Raw genomic sequence first — 18,625 nt, 5'->3', positions numbered from 1 at the left:
GGAACTCGACCGGGCGGCCGACCGCCTGGCCCGGTCGCTGACGGCGCGCGGGGCGGGGCCGGAGCGGATCGTCGCGGTGGCGATGGAGCGCGGTGTGCCGCTGATGACGGCGCTGCTGGCCGTCCTGAAGTCGGGCGCGGCGTATCTGGCGGTGGACCCTGATCACCCGGCCGACCGGATCGCGTTCATGCTCACCGACGCCGCCCCGGTCGCCCTCCTCACCACGAGCGCCACGGCGACGACCCTCCCACCGCCCGGCGGACTCCCGATCCTCGTGGTGGACGACGACCCCGACGGCAGGCCCGCCGCGCCCGCCGCGCCCGCCGACGAGTCGGAGTACGTGCCGACGGCCGCACCCCAGACGACGCTTCCCGCGCATCCGGCCTATGTCATCTACACGTCCGGGTCCACGGGGCGGCCGAAGGGCGTGATGATCCCGCACGCCGCGTTCGTGAACCTGACCGTGAACCATGCCCGGTTCGGTGTGGACCAGGGATCCAAGGTGGCGCAGTTCGCCTCGCCGAGCTTCGACAACTTCTGCTCGGAGTGGACGCTGGCCCTCCTGGCCGGCGCGACGCTGGTCGTGGTGCCGCCGGAGCGGCAGCTCGGCGCGGACCTGGCCGCGTTCCTGACCGCGGCGGGCGTGACCCATGCGACGCTTCCGCCCGCCGTGCTGGCGACTCTGCCGGACGGGTCGATCGGCGACGGTGTCGTCCTCGAAGTGGGAGGCGAGGCGTGCCCGCCGGACCTCGCCGCCCGCTGGTCGGCGGGACGGGTCATGTTCAACACCTACGGGCCGACAGAGACGACCGTGGACGCGACGGTCTGGCGATGCGGCCCGCAGGCGCCGGACGTCCCGCAGGCGCCGGAGGTCCCGATCGGCGCGCCGATCGGGAACACGCGGGTGTTCGTGCTGGACGAGGCGCTGGCCCCGGTGCCGCCGGGCGTGGTCGGCGAGCTGTACGTGGCCGGTTCCGGATTGGCACGCGGATATGTCGGCCGTCCGTCGCTGACGGGGGAACGTTTCGTGGCGTGCCGCTTCGGCGCGTCCGGGGAGCGGATGTACCGCACCGGGGACCTGGTGAAGTGGACGCCCGACGGGCAATTGCTGTTCACCGGGCGGGCGGACGAGCAGGTGAAGATCCGCGGGTTCCGGATCGAGCCGGGCGAGATCGAGGCCGTCCTGCGGGCGCGTCCGGACGTGGCGCAGGCCGCGGTGATCGCGCGCGAGGACGCTCCGGGCGATAGGCGGCTGGTCGCCTACGTGGTCCCCTCCGACGCCGGAACTGGTGTCGACACCGGTGGGCTGCGCAGGCACGTGGCGGAGTCGCTGCCGGAGTACATGGTCCCGGCCGCGATGGTGGCGCTCCCCGGGCTGCCGCTGACGGTGAACGGGAAACTCGACCGCCGCTCCCTGCCCGCACCGGAGTACACCGCGGGCGAAGGACGGGGCCCGTCCACGGTCCGGGAAGAGCTCCTGTGCGGCGTGTTCGCCGACGTCCTGGCCATGGAGTCAGTCGGGGTCGACGACAACTTCTTCGACCTGGGCGGGCATTCGCTGCTGGCGGTCCGCCTGGTGTCGCGCATCCGCACGGTCCTGGACGTCGAGCTGCCTCTGCGGGCGGTGTTCGAGACGCCGACGGTCGCCGGGCTCGCCGCCCGCCTGGCCGAGGACGTGGCGCGGGCCCGTCCGCCCCTGCGCCCGGCGGCGCGTCCGGAGCGGCTTCCGTTGTCGTTCGCGCAGCGGCGGCTGTGGTTCCTCGCCCAGCTCGAAGGCCCCAGCCCGGCGTACAACATCCCCACGGTGATCCGGTCGCGCGGCGACGTGGACGCCGCCGCCCTCAGCGCGGCGCTGCGGGACGTGATCGGCCGGCACGAGTCGCTGCGCACGATCTTCCCGGCCGTGGACGGCGAGCCGCACCAGCAGATCCTCGACGTCGACGACCTGAACTGGGACCTGCACGTTTCCCAGGTCGCGGCCGAGGACCTCCCGGACGCGATAGGCGAAGCGTCCAGGTACGCGTTCGACCTGTCCGCCGAAGCACCGATCAGAGCCTGCCTCCTCCATTCCGACCAGGGCGATCAGGTGCTCGTCGTGGTGATGCACCACATTGCGAGCGACGGATGGTCGATGGGCCCGTTCGGCCGGGACCTCTCCGCGGCGTACGCGGCGCGCGTCCAAGGCGAGGCCCCGGAATGGGAGCCGCTGCCGGTCCAGTACGCCGACTACACCCTGTGGCAGCACGACCTGCTGGGCGAGGCGTCGGATCCCGAGAGCCTGCTGTCCACGCAGGTGGAGTACTGGCGGCGGACGCTCGCCGGAGCACCGGAGGAGCTGGCGCTGCCGGTGGACAAGCCCCGCCCGGCGATCGCGACCCACCGCGGGCACGCGGCGACGTTCCAGGTTCCGGCCGACGTGCATCACCGGCTGGCCGAGCTGGGCCGAGCCGAGGGCGTGACGCCGTTCATGGTCCTCCAGGCAGCGCTCGCCGTGACGCTGTCGCGCATCGGGGCGGGTACGGACGTCCCGATCGGGTCCCCGAACGCGGGCCGCACCGACGAGGCGCTGGACGACCTCGTCGGCTTCTTCGTCAACACCCTCGTGATCCGCACCGACCTGTCGGGGGACCCGGCGTTCCGGCAGGTGCTGGCCCGGGTCCGGGAGGCGGGCCTCGGGGCGCTCGCGCATCAGGACGTGCCGTTCGAGCGGCTCGTCGAAGAGCTCGCGCCGTCCCGCTCGATGGCGCGGCATCCGCTGTTCCAGGTGGTGCTGCTGCATGACGTCGAGCGCGCGGTGCTGGAGCTTCCGGGCCGGCGCGCGGCGGCCGCGTCCGCGGGGACGACCGCCGCGGTGGCGACGGCCAAGTGCGACCTGCAGGTGACGGTGGGAGAGGTGCTGGACGAGCAGGGCCGCCCCGCTGGCCTGCGCGGAGCCGTGACGGTGTCGGCGGACCTGTTCGACCCGCCCGCCGCCGCGCGGATGGCGGACTGGTTCGTCCGGGTCCTGGAGACGGTGACCGCGAACCCGGACATCGCCGTCCACGCGGTCGACGTCCTGGACGCCGCCGAGCGCGCCCGGCTGCTCGACGGATGGAACGACACCGCGGTCGACGTCCCGGCCGCGTCGATCGTCGAGCTGTTCGCACGCCAGGTCGCGGCCGTTCCGGACGCCGTGGCCGTGCTGGGCGACGGTGTGGAGCTGTCCTACCGCGCGCTCGACGCGGCGGCGAACCGGCTGGCGCATCACCTGCGCGGCCTCGGCGTCGGGACGGAGTCCGTGGTCGGTGTGTGCCTGCCGCGCGGCGCGGACCTGGTGACGGCGATCCTGGCCGTGTGGAAGGCGGGCGCGGCGTACCTGCCGATCGACGCGCGGTACCCGGCCGAGCGGATCGGCTTCATGCTCGCCGACGGCGGAGTGCGGGCAGTGCTGGCCGACCGCACCGAAGCCTCCCAAGCCTCCGAAGCCTTCGAAGGCGGCGAAGCCTCTGAAGCGGGCGAAGCCTCCGAAGGCGGTCGGCTGGCGGACGTGCTGGCGGGAAGATCGGCTGTGGCGTGGCTGGACGATCCGCAGGTGCGTGAGCAGGTGGCCGCCTGCCCGGACACCGCCCCGGACACGGTCGTGCGCCCCGGAGACCTGGCGTACGTGATCTACACGTCCGGCTCGACGGGGACGCCGAAGGGCGTCGCGGTCGCCCACGCCGGTGCGGTGAACCTGGCGGCCGCGCAGGGCGAGCGGTTCGGCGTCGGCGCGGGCTCGCGGGTGCTGCAGTTCGCGTCCGTCGGCTTCGACGGCGCGGCCTGGGAGATCCTGCTAGCCCTCTGCTCGGGCGCCGCGCTGGTGGTGGCCCCGGCGGACGACCTGACACCGGGCGCCGGGCTGGCAGGTGTCGTGTCACGGCATGAGGTGACGCACCTGGCGCTGCCCGCGGCGGCGCTGCGGTTCCTGGACGACGCGGACCTGTCGACGGTATCTGCGCTGGTGTCGGTTGGCGAGGCCCTCGACACGGGACTGGTCGACCGGTGGGCGGCGAACCGGCACTTCGCCAACGGATACGGCCCGACCGAGATGACGGTCTGCGTGTCGATGTCCGCGCCGCTGGCGGTCGGCGACGAACCCGCGATCGGCACTCCGATCGCGAACACCCGGACGTTCGTCCTGGACGACGCGCTGACCCCGGTGCCGCCGGGCGTCGTCGGCGAGCTGTACGCGTCGGGGACCGGCATGGCGCGCGGCTACGTGGGCCGTCCGTCGCTGACAGGCGAGCGTTTCGTGGCATGCCCGTTCGGGCCGTCCGGCGAGCGGATGTACCGCACCGGGGACCTTGCGAAGTGGACGCCGGACGGGCAGCTGCTCTTCGCCGGTCGGGCGGACGAGCAGGTGAAGGTTCGCGGGTTCCGGATCGAGCCGGGTGAGATCGAGGCCGTCCTGCGGGGCCGTCCGGACGTGGCACAGGCCGCGGTGATCGCGCGCGAGGACGCTCCGGGCGACCGGCGGCTGGTCGCCTACGTGGTCCCCGCCGACGCCGAGGCGGGCGTCGACGCCGGTGGCCTGCGCGGCCATGTGGCGGAGTCACTGCCGGAGTACATGGTCCCGGCCGCGGTGGTGGCGCTGGCCGAACTGCCGCTGACGGTGAACGGGAAACTCGACCGTCGGGCCCTGCCCGCGCCGGAGTACACCGCGGGCGAAGGACGAGCCCCGGCCACAGTCCAAGAGGAGCTGTTGTGCGCCGCGTTCGCCGAGGTGCTGGGCCTTGAGGCGGTCGGCGTCGACGACAACTTCTTCGACCTGGGCGGGCATTCGCTGCTGGCGGTCCGGCTGGTGTCGCGGATCCGCGCCGTCCTGGGCGTGGAGGTCGAGGTCCGGACGCTCTTCGAGGCCCCGACGGTCGCCGGGCTCGCCACCCGCCTGACCGACTCCGGGACGGGCCAGGCCCGGACGCCGCTGCGGGCGGGTGCGCGTCCAGAGCGGATTCCGTTGTCGTTCGCGCAGCGGAGGCTGTGGTTCCTGGCGCAGTTGGAGGGGCCGAGCCCGACCTACAACATTCCGATGCCGGTCCGACTGTCCGGTGATGTGGACGCCGGAGCGCTGGCTGCGGCGTTGCGGGATGTGATCGGCCGTCACGAGTCGCTGCGCACGGTCTTCCCGGCCGTGGACGGTGAGCCGTACCAGCAGATCCTCGACATCGATGACCTGGACTGGGCTCTGGAGACGTCCCAGGTCACGCCGGAGGAACTACCGGCAGCGGCTGGGCGGGCGGCGCAGTACGCGTTCGACCTGTCGGCCGAGGTGCCGATCCGCGCATGGCTGTTCCAGGCCGGACCGGACGACCAGGTCCTGCTGGTGGTCGTCCACCACATCGCCGGCGACGGGTGGTCGCGTGGGCCGTTGGGTCGGGATGTGTCGGTGGCGTATGCGGCGCGGTTGGCTGGGGGGCCTGCGGTGTGGGAGCCGTTGCCGGTGCAGTATGCCGATTACACGTTGTGGCAGCGTGAGCTGCTGGGTGTGGAGTCCGATCCCGAGAGTGTGTTGTCGCGGCAGATTGGGTATTGGCGGCGGGCGTTGGCGGGGGTGCCGGAGGAGTTGGCGTTGCCGGTGGATCGGGTGCGTCCGGCGGTGGCGAGTCATCGTGGGTTCGGGGCGCCGTTGCGGGTGTCTGCTGGGGTGCATCGGCGGTTGGTGGAGGTGGCGCGGGCTGAGGGTGTGACGGTGTTCATGGTGTTGCAGGCGGCGTTGGCGGTGACGTTGTCGCGGGTGGGGGCGGGGACGGATATTCCGATTGGGTCTCCGGTGGCGGGGCGTACGGATGAGGCGTTGGATGATTTGGTCGGGTTCTTTTTGAATACGTTGGTGATCCGGACGGATGTGTCGGGTGATCCGGAGTTTCGTGTGGTGTTGGGGCGGGTGCGTGAGGCGAGTTTGGGGGCGTTGGCGCATCAGGATGTGCCGTTTGAGCGGTTGGTGGAGGAGTTGGCGCCGGTGCGGTCGATGGCGCGGCATCCGTTGGCGCAGGTGGTGTTGACGATGCAGAACACGGGGCGTGCGGTGTTGGAGTTGCCGGGTGTGCGTGCGGGTGGTGGTGGGGTGCGGTTGGACGATGAGGCGATGGCGTCGGCGAAGTTCGATGTGTATGTGTCGGTGGCCGAGGTGCTGGATGAGCAGGGTGGTCCGGCGGGGTTGCGGGGCGCGGTGACGGTGGCGCTTGATTTGTTCGATCCGCCTGCTGCGGCTCGGATCGCCGACTGGTACACCCGCGTCCTCGACGTCGTCACCACGACCCCCGAAACGCGGCTGCACGCCATCGACCTCCTCGACGCTCAGGAGCGCGGCCGGCTGCTCGATGAGTGGAACGACACGGCGTCCGAAGTCACGAGCTCGTCAGTCGTGGACCTGTTCCGCCGCCAGGTGGACGCCGTGCCGGCCGAGGTAGCGGTAGTGGCCGACGGCACGGAACACACATACGCCGAACTGGACGCGCAGTCGAGCCGGTTGGCGCACTACCTGCGTGATCTGGGTGTGGGCCCGGAGTCGGTGGTGGGTTTGTGCCTGCCGCGCGGCGTGCAGACGGTCACGGCGATTCTCGCGGTGTGGAAGGCGGGGGCGGGGTATCTGCCGCTGGATGCGGGGCTGCCGGTCGAGCGGATCGCGTTCATGCTGTCCGACAGCGGAGTGCGGCTGGTCCTGGGCACCCAGGACGCTCTGGACGATCTGCCGGTCGGCCGCGTGACGATGGTCGCGATCGACGACCCCACCACCTCAGCTCTCCTGAACGGCTACCCGGAGGCGTCACCGGACGTGGCCGTGCAGTCGTCCGGTCTGGCGTATGTGATCTATACGTCTGGGTCGACGGGGACGCCGAAGGGTGTGGCGGTGACGCATGGGTCGCTGGCCAATTACGTGTCGTCGGTGTCGGTGCGGTTGGGGTGGACGGCCCCGGGGTCTCGGTATGGGTTGTTGCAGGCGCAGGTGACCGACCTGGGCAACACGGTGGTGTTCATCAGCCTGGCCACCGGCGGCCGCCTGCACATCCTCGACCCGGACGCGGTCACCGACCCGGACGCGGTCGCCGACTACCTGGCCGCGCACGGCATTGATGCGGTGAAGGTGGTGCCTTCGCATTTGGCGGCGTTGACCGCCGCCGCCGGGGTGGAGCGGCTGGTTCCGGCGGGGTCGGTGGTGCTGGGCGGAGAGGCCGCCGCACCGCAATGGGTCGCCGAACTGGTGGCGGCTGCTGGTGAGCGGCGGGTGTTCAACCACTACGGGCCGACCGAGACCACCATCGGCGTCACCACCACTGAGCTCACTCCCGAGCTGGTGGCGGGCGGAGTGGTCCCGATTGGTGCGCCGATCGCCAACACCCGCCTGTTCGTGCTGGATGAGGCCTTGCAGCCGGTCCCGGTGGGCGTGCCCGGCGAACTCTATGTGGCCGGTGCCGCGGTGGCGCGGGGGTACGTGGGCCGTCCGGGCCTGTCGGGGGAGCGGTTCGTGGCGTGCCCGTTCGGGTCGTCCGGGGAGCGGATGTATCGGACCGGGGACCTGGTGAAGTGGACGCCCGGCGGGCAGTTGGTGTTCGCGGGGCGGGTGGACGAGCAGGTGAAGATCCGCGGGTTCCGGGTCGAGCCGGGCGAGGTCCAGGCCGTCCTGCATCAGCACCCTGACGTCGTGCAGGCGGCGGTGGTGGTGCGGGACGAGCGGCTGGTGGCCTACATCGTCTCCGCCGACCCCGACACCGACCCCGCACACACCGACAGCCTGCGCGACTTCCTTGCCCATCGGCTGCCGGACCACATGATCCCGTCTGCGGTCGTCGCGCTGGCTGAGTTGCCGCTCACCGCCAACGGGAAACTCGACCGCAAAGCCCTGCCCGCCCCCGATTACGCGGCCGGCGCAGAGACGAGCAGGGGACCGTCGACGGTGCGGGAAGAGCTGTTGTGCGCCGCGTTCGCTGAGGTGCTGGGCCTTGAGGTGGTCGGGGTCGACGACAACTTCTTCCAGCTGGGTGGGCATTCGCTGCTGGCGGTCCGGCTGGTGTCGCGGATCCGTGCGGTGCTGGACGTCGAGGTCGAGGTCCGGACCGTGTTCGAGGCTCCGACGGTGGCGGAGCTGGCGGCGTGGCTGGCCCAAGAGGGTGCGGACCAAGCTCGTACGCCGTTGCGGGCGGGTGCGCGTCCGGAGCGGATTCCGTTGTCGTTCGCGCAGCGGCGGCTGTGGTTCCTGACCCAGCTCGAAGGCCCAAGCCCGACGTACAACATCCCTGCGGTGATTCGACTGTCTGGTGATGTGGACGCCGAGGCGTTGGCTGCGGCGTTGCGGGATGTGATCGGCCGTCACGAGTCGCTGCGCACGATCTTCCCGGCCGTGGACGGTGAGCCGTACCAGCAGATCCTCGGAATGCATGAACTGGACTGGGACCTGCATGTTTCCCAGGTGGAGCCCGAGGAACTGGCCGACGCTGTGGGGCGGGCGGCGCAGTACGCGTTCGACCTGTCGGCCGAGGCGCCCATCAAGGCGTGGCTGTTCCAGGCCGGACAGGACGAGTCTGTCCTGCTCGTCCTGGCGCATCACATCGCCAGTGACGGGTGGTCGCGTGGGCCGTTGGGTCGGGATGTGTCGGTGGCGTATGCGGCGCGGTTGGCTGGTGGGGTGGCGGTGTGGGAGCCGTTGCCGGTGCAGTATGCCGATTACACGTTGTGGCAGCGTGAGTTGTTGGGTGTGGAGTCCGATCCCGAGAGTGTGTTGTCGCGGCAGATTGGGTATTGGCGGCGGGCGTTGGCGGGGGTGCCGGAGGAGTTGTCGTTGCCGGTGGATCGGGTGCGTCCGGCGGTGGCGAGTCATCGTGGGTTTGGGGCGCCGTTGCGGGTGTCTGCTGGGGTGCATCGGCGGTTGGTGGAGGTGGCGCGGGCTGAGGGTGTGACGGTGTTCATGGTGTTGCAGGCGGCGTTGGCGGTGACGTTGTCGCGGGTGGGGGCGGGGACGGATATTCCGATTGGGTCTCCGGTGGCGGGGCGTACGGATGAGGCGTTGGATGATTTGGTCGGGTTCTTTTTGAATACGTTGGTGATCCGGACGGATGTGTCGGGTGATCCGGAGTTTCGTGTGGTGTTGGGGCGGGTGCGGGAGGCGAGTTTGGGGGCGTTGGCGCATCAGGATGTGCCGTTTGAGCGGTTGGTGGAGGAGTTGGCGCCGGTGCGGTCGATGGCGCGGCATCCGTTGGCGCAGGTGGTGTTGACGATGCAGAACACGGGGCGTGCGGTGTTGGAGTTGCCGGGTGTGCGTGCGGGTGGTGGTGGGGTGCGGTTGGACGATGAGGCGATGGCGTCGGCGAAGTTCGATGTGTATGTGTCGGTGGCCGAGGTGTTGGATGAGCAGGGTGGTCCGGCGGGTTTGCGGGGCGCGGTGACGGTGGCGCTTGATTTGTTCGATCCGCCTGCTGCGGCTCGGATCGCCGACTGGTATACCCGCGTCCTCGATGTGGTGACGACAGCCCCGGACACGCCTCTGCATGCGGTGGACGTGCTTGAGGCCGACGAGCGCGACCTTCTCCTCAACCAATGGAACGACACGTCGGCAGAGGTCACGGGTTCGTCGGTCCTGGACCTGTTCCGTCCACAGGTGATCACGGCACCGGATGCGGTGGCCGTGGTCGCGGACGGCGTCGAGGTCTCATTTGCGGAGCTGGACGCGCAGTCGAGCCGGTTGGCGCATTATCTGCGTGATCTGGGTGTGGGTCCGGAGTCGGTGGTGGGTTTGTGCCTGCCGCGCGGCGTGCAGACGATCACGGCGATTCTTGCGGTGTGGAAGGCGGGGGCGGGGTATCTGCCGCTGGATGCGGGGCTGCCGGTCGAGCGGATCGCATTCATGCTGTCCGACAGCGGAGTGCGGCTGGTGCTGGGCACCCAGGACGCTCTGGACGATCTGCCGGTCGGCCGCGTGACGATGGTCGCGATCGACGACCCCACCACCTCCATTCTCTTGGACGGCTACCCGGACTCGACGGTGGAACGCGTCCTGAGCCCGTCGGCATTGGCCTACGTGATCTATACGTCGGGGTCGACGGGGACGCCGAAGGGTGTGGCGGTGACGCACGGGTCGCTGGCCAATTACGTGTCGTCGGTGTCGGTCAGGTTGGGGTGGACTGCCCCTGGCAGCCGGTATGGGTTGTTGCAGGCGCAGGTGACCGACCTAGGCAACACGGTGGTGTTCATCAGTCTGGCCACCGGCGGCCGCCTGCACATCCTGGACCCCGACGCGGTCACCGATCCCGACGCCGTCGCCGACTACCTCACCGCGCACGACATCGACGCGGTGAAGGTGGTGCCTTCGCATCTGGCGGCGTTGACCGCCGCCGCCGGGATGGACCGGCTGGTTCCGGCGGGGTCGGTGGTGCTGGGCGGCGAGGCCGCCGCACCGCAATGGGTCGCCGAACTGGTGACGGTTGCTGGTGAGCGGCGGGTGTTCAACCACTACGGGCCGACCGAGACCACCATCGGCGTCACCACCACTGAGCTCACTCCCGAGCTGGTGGCAGGCGGAGTGGTCCCGATTGGTGCGCCGATCGCCAACACCCGCCTGTTCGTGCTGGATGAGGCCTTGCAGCCGGTCCCGGTGGGCGTGCCCGGCGAACTCTATGTGGCCGGTGCCGCGGTGGCGCGGGGGTACGTGGGCCGTCCGGGCCTGTCGGGGGAGCGGTTCGTGGCGTGCCCGTTCGGGTCGTCCGGGGAGCGGATGTACCGGACCGGGGATCTAGTGCGGTGGACGCCGGACGGGCACTTGGTGTTCGCGGGGCGGGTGGACGAGCAGGTGAAGATCCGCGGGTTCCGGGTCGAGCCGGGCGAGGTCCAGGCCGTCCTGCATCAGCACCCTGACGTCGTGCAGGCGGCGGTGGTGGTGCGGGACGAGCGGCTGGTGGCCTACATCGTCTCCGCCGACCCCGACACCGACCCCGCACACACCGACAGCCTGCGCGACTTCCTAGCCCATCGGCTCCCGGACCACATGATCCCGTCCGCCGTCGTCACGCTGGCTGAGTTGCCGCTGACCGCCAACGGGAAACTCGACCGCAAAGCCCTGCCCGCGCCGGAGTACGTCGCGGGTGGCGACAGAGGGCCGGCCACGCCGCACGAAGAGATCCTCTGTGCCGCGTTCGCTGACGTGCTGGGCGTCGAGTCCGTGGGCGTCGAGGACAGCTTCTTTGACCTGGGTGGGCATTCGCTGCTGGCGGTCCGGCTGGTGTCTCGGATCCGTGCGGTGCTGGACGTGGAGGTCGAGGTCCGGACCGTGTTCGAAGCCCCGACCGTCGCCGCGCTGGCCGTCCACCTGGCTGAAGGCGCGGGACGGGCCCGGACGCCACTGCGTGCGGATGCGCGCCCGGCGCGCGTTCCGTTGTCGTTCGCGCAGCGGCGCCTGTGGTTCCTGGCGCAACTCGAAGGGCCGAGCCCGACGTACAACATCCCGATGCCTGTCCGCTTGACCGGCGACGTGGACGTCCCCGCGCTGCGCGCCGCGCTGCGGGACGTGATCCTCCGCCACGAGTCGCTCCGCACGATCTTCCCGGCCGAGAACGGCGAGCCGTACCAGCAGATCCTCGACGCCGAGGACGTGGACTGGGCACTGGAAACGTCTCAGGTCAGCAGGGAGGAGCTACCGGACGCTGTGGGGCGGGCGGCGCAGTATGCGTTCGACCTGTCGTCCGAGATGCCGATCCGTGCGTGGCTGTTCCAATCCGGACAGGACGAGCAGACCGGACAGGACGACGAGCGGGACGAGGCCCCCGAGCAGGTGCTGCTCGTGGTGATGCATCACATCGTCAGCGACGGCTGGTCCCGGGGGCCGCTCGGACGGGACGTGTCGACCGCCTACGCGGCACGCGTCCAGGGGCAGGCACCCGGTTGGGAGCCGCTGCCCGTCCAGTACGCCGACTACACCTTGTGGCAGCGCGAACTGCTGGGCGAGGAATCGGATCCGGACAGCCTGCTGTCGGCGCAGATGGAGTACTGGCGGCGCACGCTGGCCGGAGCGCCCGAGGAGCTGGCGCTGCCGGTGGACCGGCCGCGTCCGGCGGCGGCGAGTCACCGCGGCCACGCGGCGGCGTTCCGCGTCCCGGCCGAGGTGCACGGGCGGCTGGCGGAGCTGGCGCGGGCCGAGGGCGTGACGATGTTCATGGTCGCGCAGGCGGCGCTTGCGGTGACGCTTTCGCGGATCGGCGCTGGCGCCGACATCCCCGTCGGGTCCCCGATCGCGGGCCGCAACGACGAGGCGCTGGACGACCTGATCGGGTTCTTCCTGAACAGCCTGGTGATCCGCACCGACCTGTCCGGCGACCCGGAGTTCCGGCAGGTGCTGGGCCGGGTGCGGGAGGCGAGCCTGGGCGCGTTCGCGCACCAGGACGTCCCGTTCGAGCGGCTGGTCGAGGAGCTGGCGCCCGAACGGTCGATGGCCCGCCATCCGCTGTTCCAGGTCACGCTGACCTTGCAGAACATGGAGCGCGCCTCGCTGGACCTGCCCGGGCTCCGCACCGGCTACGGCGCCCCGGCACCGGACAGGCCGGCCGAGGCGCCCGCGAAGTTCGACCTCGACGTGGTGATGGGCGAGACGTTCGACGCCGAGGGGCGGACGGCGGGGCTGCGCGGTTCGGTGACGGTGTCGGCGGACCTGTTCGACGAACCGGCGGCCGCCAGGTTCGCGGGCTGGTTCGCGCGGGTGCTGGACGCGGTGTCGGCGGCGCCGGACACGCGGCTCGCCGCAGTGGACGTCCTTGAGCCCGGCGAACGCGATCTGCTCCTCAACGCCTGGAACGACGCGGCGGTGGCGGACGTCCCGAACTGCTCGGTCGTGGAGCTGTTCAACCGCCGGGCGGAGGCGCTGCCAGACGCGGTGGCGGTGGCGGTAGCGGGCGACGGCGCCGATGTCCCCTACCGGGAGCTGGACGCGGCAGCGAACCGGGTGGCGCATTACCTTCGGGGCCTGGGCGTCTCCGCCGAGTCGGTGGTGGGGCTGTGCCTGCCGCGCGGCGTCGAACTGATCACCGCAATCCTGGGCGTGCTGAAGGCCGGGGCGGCGTACCTGCCGATCGACGGGCGGCTTCCGGTCGAGCGGATCGCGTTCATGCTGGCCGACAGCGGCGCGCATCTGGTGCTCGGCACCCAGGAGGCGCTTGACGACCTGCCCGTCGGACGCGTCCCGCTGGTCGCGGTCGACGACCCGATGACCTCCGCCGTCCTCGACGGCTGCCCGGACACGCCGCCGGACGTGACGATCGACCCGTCCGGCCTGGCCTATGTGATCTACACGTCGGGGTCGACGGGGACGCCGAAGGGCGTGGCGGTCGCGCACGCGGGCGTGGTGAACCTGGTTTCCGCCCAGGCCGAACGGTTCCAGGTGGACCCGGACTCGCGTGTCCTCCAGTTCGCCTCGATCGGCTTCGACGCCGCCGTCTCGGAAGTGCTCGTGACGTTGTGTTCTGGCGCGTCCCTCGTCGTGGCCCCGGCGGACGAGTCCGCGCCGGACAGCGGCTTGATCAACCTGATGGCGGCCCACGGCGTGACGCACGCGACGCTGCCGCCGGCGGTGCTCGGCGCGCTGGACGCCGACGATCTGACCTCGGTGCGGACGCTGGTGTCCGCGGGCGAGGCGCTGGACGCGGGGCTGGTCGAACGGTGGGCCCCGGGCCGACGCATGATCAACGCCTACGGCCCGACCGAATTCACGGTGTGCGCGTCGATGTCGGCCCCGCTGACGGCCGGTGACGAACCGACGATCGGCACGCCGATCGCCAACGCCCGCCTGTTCGTCCTGGACGAGACTCTGCAGCCCGTCCCGGCGGGCGTGCCCGGCGAACTCTACGTCGCCGGAGCCGGGGTGGCGCGCGGCTATGTGGGCCGCCCGGCGCTGACGGGTGAGCGTTTCGTCGCGTGCCCGTTCGGCGCGTCGTCCGGAGAGCGGATGTACCGCACCGGAGACCTTGCCCGTTGGACGCCGGACGGGCGGCTGCTGTACGGAGGCCGCGCGGACGAGCAGGTGAAGGTCCGCGGGTTCCGCATTGAGCCGGGCGAGATCGAGGCGCTGCTGCTGACCCATCCGGACGTCCGCCAGGCTGTGGTGATCGCCCGCGAGGACGCACCCGGCGATAAACGCCTGGTGGCCTACGTCGTCCCCGCCGGCACCCATGCCGCCGCCTCCGACAACGGCGACGTCGATCTCGACCTTGACCTCGCCGGGCTGCGGGAGTTCGCGGCGGAGCGGCTGCCTGACTACATGGTCCCGGCCGCGGTGATGCGCCTGCCGGCGCTGCCGATGACGGTCAACGGCAAACTCGACCGCAAGGCCCTGCCGGCCCCCGAGTACGTCACGGGCGCAGGCCGGGGCCCGGCCACCGCTCAGGAGGAGATCCTCTGCGCGGCGTTCGCCGACGTCCTCGGGCTGGAATCGGTCGGGGTCGACGACGGCTTCTTCCAGCTGGGCGGGCATTCGCTGCTGGCGGTCCGGCTGGTGTCGCGGATCCGTGCCGTGCTGGGCGTGGAGGTCGAGGTCCGGACGCTGTTCGAGGCCCCGACGGTCGCCGGGCTGGCCGCCCACCTGGCCGAGGACACGACGCAGGCGCGTCCCCCCTTGCGCGCGGCGACGCGTCCGGAGCGGGTGGCGTTGTCGTTCGCGCAGCGGCGGTTGTGGTTCTTGGCGCAGTTGGAGGGGCCGAGTCCGACGTACAACGTTCCGTTGGCGGTGCGGTTGTCGAGTGGGTTGGACGTGGCTGGGTTGGGTGCTGCGTTGCGGGATGTGATCGTCCGGCATGAGTCGTTGCGGACGGTCTTCCCGGCCGCGGATGGCGAGCCTTTCCAGCAGGTCCTTGCCCCGGAAGATCTCGACTGGACGCTTGAGACGTCTGCGGTGGAGCCGGGGGATCTGTCGGAGGCGATGGGTCGGGCGTCGCGGTATGCGTTCGATTTGTCGGTCGAGGTGCCGATTCGGGCGTGGTTGTTCGAGGCCGGGCCGGATGAGCGGGTCTTGCTGGTGGTGATGCACCACATTGCGAGCGACGGCTGGTCGCTGGGCCCGTTGAGCCGGGATCTGTCTGCGGCGTATGCGGCGCGGTCGCAAGGGGCGGCCCCGGACTGGACGCCGCTGCCCGTCCAATACGCCGACTACACGCTGTGGCAACGCGCACTGCTCGGCGAGGAGACCGACCCCGACAGCCTGCTGTCAGCGCAGATGGACTACTGGCGGCGGACGCTGGCAGGGGCCCCTGAAGAGCTGGCGCTGCCGGTGGATCGGGCGCGTCCGGCGGTGCCGAGTCATGTGGGTCATCGGGTGCCGTTGCGGGTTCCGGCGGGGGTGCATCAGGCGTTGATGGATGTCGCTCGTGCTGAGGGTGTGACGGCGTTCATGGTGTTGCAGGCGGCGCTGGCGGTGACCCTGTCCAGGGTTGGCGCAGGCACCGACATCCCCATCGGATCGTCGATCGCGGGCCGCAACGACGAGGCACTGAACGACCTCGTCGGGTTCTTCCTGAACACGCTGGTGATCCGCACTGATCTGTCGGGTGATCCGGAGTTCCGTGAGGTGCTGGGGCGGGTGCGGGAGGCGAGTCTGGGTGCGTTCGCGCATCAGGACGTCCCGTTCGAGCGGTTGGTGGAGGAGTTGGCGCCGTCGCGGTCGATGGCGCGGCATCCGCTGACCCAGGTGGTGTTGACGCTCCAGAACACCGGCGACGCCACATTGGACATGCCGGCGATACGAGCCGACGCCAAAACCAGCGGATCGGACGGTCCGGCACTCGCCCCCGCGAAGTACGACCTGTACGTGTCGGTCGTGGAGGCCTTCGATGAGGAGGGGCGTCCGGCTGGGTTGCGTGGTTCGGTGACGGTGGCGGTGGACTTGTTCGACAAGCCCGCGGCGGGACGGATCGCCGAGTGGTTCGTCCGGGTCCTGCAGACGGTGACCACGTCCCCGGACACGCGGTTGACGACGGTGGACGTCCTGGACCCGCAAGAACGAGACCAAGTCCTCATCGGCTGGAACGACACGTCGACACAGCTCACGAGTTCGTCGGTCCTGGATCTGTTCCGCCAGCAGGTGGACGCCGTGCCGGACGAGGTAGCGGTGGTGGCCGACGACGCGGAACTTACCTACGCCGAGTTGGACGCGCAGTCGACGCGGTTGGCGTACTACCTGCGTGATCTGGGTGTGGGCCCGGAGTCGGTGGTGGGCTTGTGCCTGCCGCGCGGCGCGCAGACGATCACGGCGATCCTCGCGGTCTGGAAGGCGGGGGCCGCCTATCTGCCGCTGGATGCCGAGCTGCCGGTCGAGCGGATCGGGTTCATGCTGGCCGATACCGGGGCCCGGCTGGTGCTGGCCGATGCGAGTGCTGCGGCCGGAACACTGGCGCAGGCGGCCGCCGGGGTACCGGTGGTGTGCCTGGACGATCTCGACCTGTCGGCAGGCCCATCAAGCCCCGCGCCGCTGGATGTGGCCCTTGATGGGTCCGGTCTGGCGTATGTGATTTACACCTCGGGGTCGACGGGGGTGCCGAAGGGTGTGGCGGTGACGCACGGGTCGCTGGCCAACTACGTGTCGTCGGTGTCGGTCAGGTTGGGATGGACGGCCCCAGGCTCCCGGTATGGGTTGTTGCAGGCGCAGGTGACCGACCTGGGCAACACCGTGGTGTTCATCAGCCTGGCCACCGGCGGCCGTCTGCACATCCTCGACCCGGACGCGGTCACCGACCCCGATGCGGTCGCCGATTACCTGGCTGCGCATGACATCGACGCGGTGAAGGTGGTGCCTTCGCATCTGGCGGCGTTGACCGCCGCCGCCGGGATGGACCGGCTGGTTCCGGCCGGGTCGGTGGTGCTGGGCGGAGAGGCCGCCGCACCGCAATGGGTCGCCGAACTGGTGGCGGCGGCTGGTGACCGGAGGGTGTTCAACCACTACGGCCCGACCGAGACCACCATCGGCGTCACCACCACTGAGCTCACTCCCGAGCTGGTGGCAGGCGGAGTGGTTCCGATTGGTGCGCCGATCGCCAACACCCGCGTGTTCGTGCTGGATGAGGCCTTGCAGCCGGTCCCGGTGGGCGTGCCCGGCGAACTCTATGTGGCCGGTGCCGCGGTGGCGCGCGGGTACGTGGGGCGGCCGGGCCTGTCGGGGGAGCGGTTCGTTGCGTGCCCGTACGGGTCTGGGGAGCGGATGTATCGGACCGGGGACCTGGTGAAGTGGACGCCCGGCGGCCAGTTGGTGTTCGCCGGGCGGGTGGACGAGCAGGTGAAGATCCGCGGGTTCCGGGTCGAGCCCGGCGAGGTCCAGGCCGTCCTGCATCAGCACCCCGATGTCGCGCAGGCGGCGGTGGTGGTGCGGGACGAGCGGCTGGTGGCCTACATCGTCTCCGCCGACCCCGACACCGACCCCGCACACACCGACAGCCTGCGGGACTTCCTTGCCGACCGGCTTCCCGACCACATGATCCCGTCCGCGGTCGTCGCGCTGGCGGAGTTGCCGCTGACCGCCAACGGGAAACTCGATCGTAAAGCCCTGCCCGCGCCTGACTACACCGCCGGTACCGGGACGAGGCGCGCGGCGACAAGGCGGAACCCGGCCACGGCCCTGGAGTTGCTGGTCAGCGAGGTGTTCATCGAGGTCCTCGGGGTGCCGGAGGTCCAGGTGGACGACGACTTCTTCCGGCTAGGCGGGCATTCCCTCCTGGCCGTGAAGCTCATCGCGCGGTTGAAGGAGCGGGGAGTGTCCATCTCGGTGCGGAAGATGTTCGCCGCGCCGACCGTCGCGGGCATTGTCGGCCAGTTGGGCCTGGAGTCTCTGGGCGACTCGCTCGGCAGGCTCCTGCCGATCCGTCCCGAGGGTGACCGGCCGCCGTTCTTCTGCATCCACCCCGCCTCCGGGCTGGGCTGGTGCTACCGGCCGCTGGCGCGGTTCGTCCCGGACGGCGTCCCGCTGTACGGCTTGCAGGCCGCGGGCATCGACAGCGGAACCGGCGGCGAAGGCGAGGACGGCGGTGCGCTGCCCGCGTCCGTCGAGGAGATGGCGGCGGAGTACATCGAGCAGATCCGCGCGGTGCAGCCGCAGGGGCCGTACCACCTCCTCGGCTTCTCCTTCGGCGGCATTCCAGCGCACGAGATCGCCGTGCGGTTGCGCGCCGCGGGGGAGACCGTCCACCTGGTGGTCATGGACACATATCCGTCCCAGCGTGAGGAACGCGGGGAACGCTCGGACGGTGACCGGCGGCCCGCCGCCGACCACCCGCACACGTCGGGCCGCGACGTTCCGCTTCCGGATCCCGGGCAGGTCGATCAGGAGATCGCGCAGCGGTTCCGGGAGGAGGTGGGCGAGGTCCTCGACGGTGTCTCCGATGAGGAACTGCTCGTCATCGCGAGGATTTTCCGTAACAACACCAAGCTCAGAAAACAGTACGAGCCCGCCGCGTTCGACGGCGACATGCTGCTCTTCGTCGCCGAGGTGCGCGACGAAAGCGACCCGCCGGACGGACGCCTCTGGGCACCTTACGTGCGCGGCTCCATTACGGAGGTCGGCCTCCCTTGCAGGCACAGCGACATCGTGCTCCCCGAAATGCTGAGCCGTGCCTGGCCGGCGATCGCCGAATGGCTTGAATCGAAGGAATGA

General features: G+C 70.7%; 1 protein-coding gene (only partly in view). It reads left to right on the top strand.

Features of this window, described 5'->3' with window-relative positions; translation table 11 throughout:
- Window positions 1-18,625: the 3' portion of a non-ribosomal peptide synthase/polyketide synthase gene (locus ACH35V_RS25730; RefSeq protein ID WP_395976284.1), read on the top strand. It extends 14,261 nt beyond the left edge of the window; the window shows 18,625 of its 32,886 coding nt (coding positions 14,262-32,886); its start codon lies beyond the left edge, outside the window; it ends in the stop codon at window positions 18,623-18,625.

This window comes from Actinomadura sp. 1N219, from assembly GCF_044326405.1.
In the GTDB taxonomy this organism is placed as follows: Bacteria; Actinomycetota; Actinomycetes; order Streptosporangiales; family Streptosporangiaceae; genus Spirillospora.
Note: the sequence above shows the minus strand (reverse complement) of the source record. Positions and strands in the feature narration are given on the sequence as shown.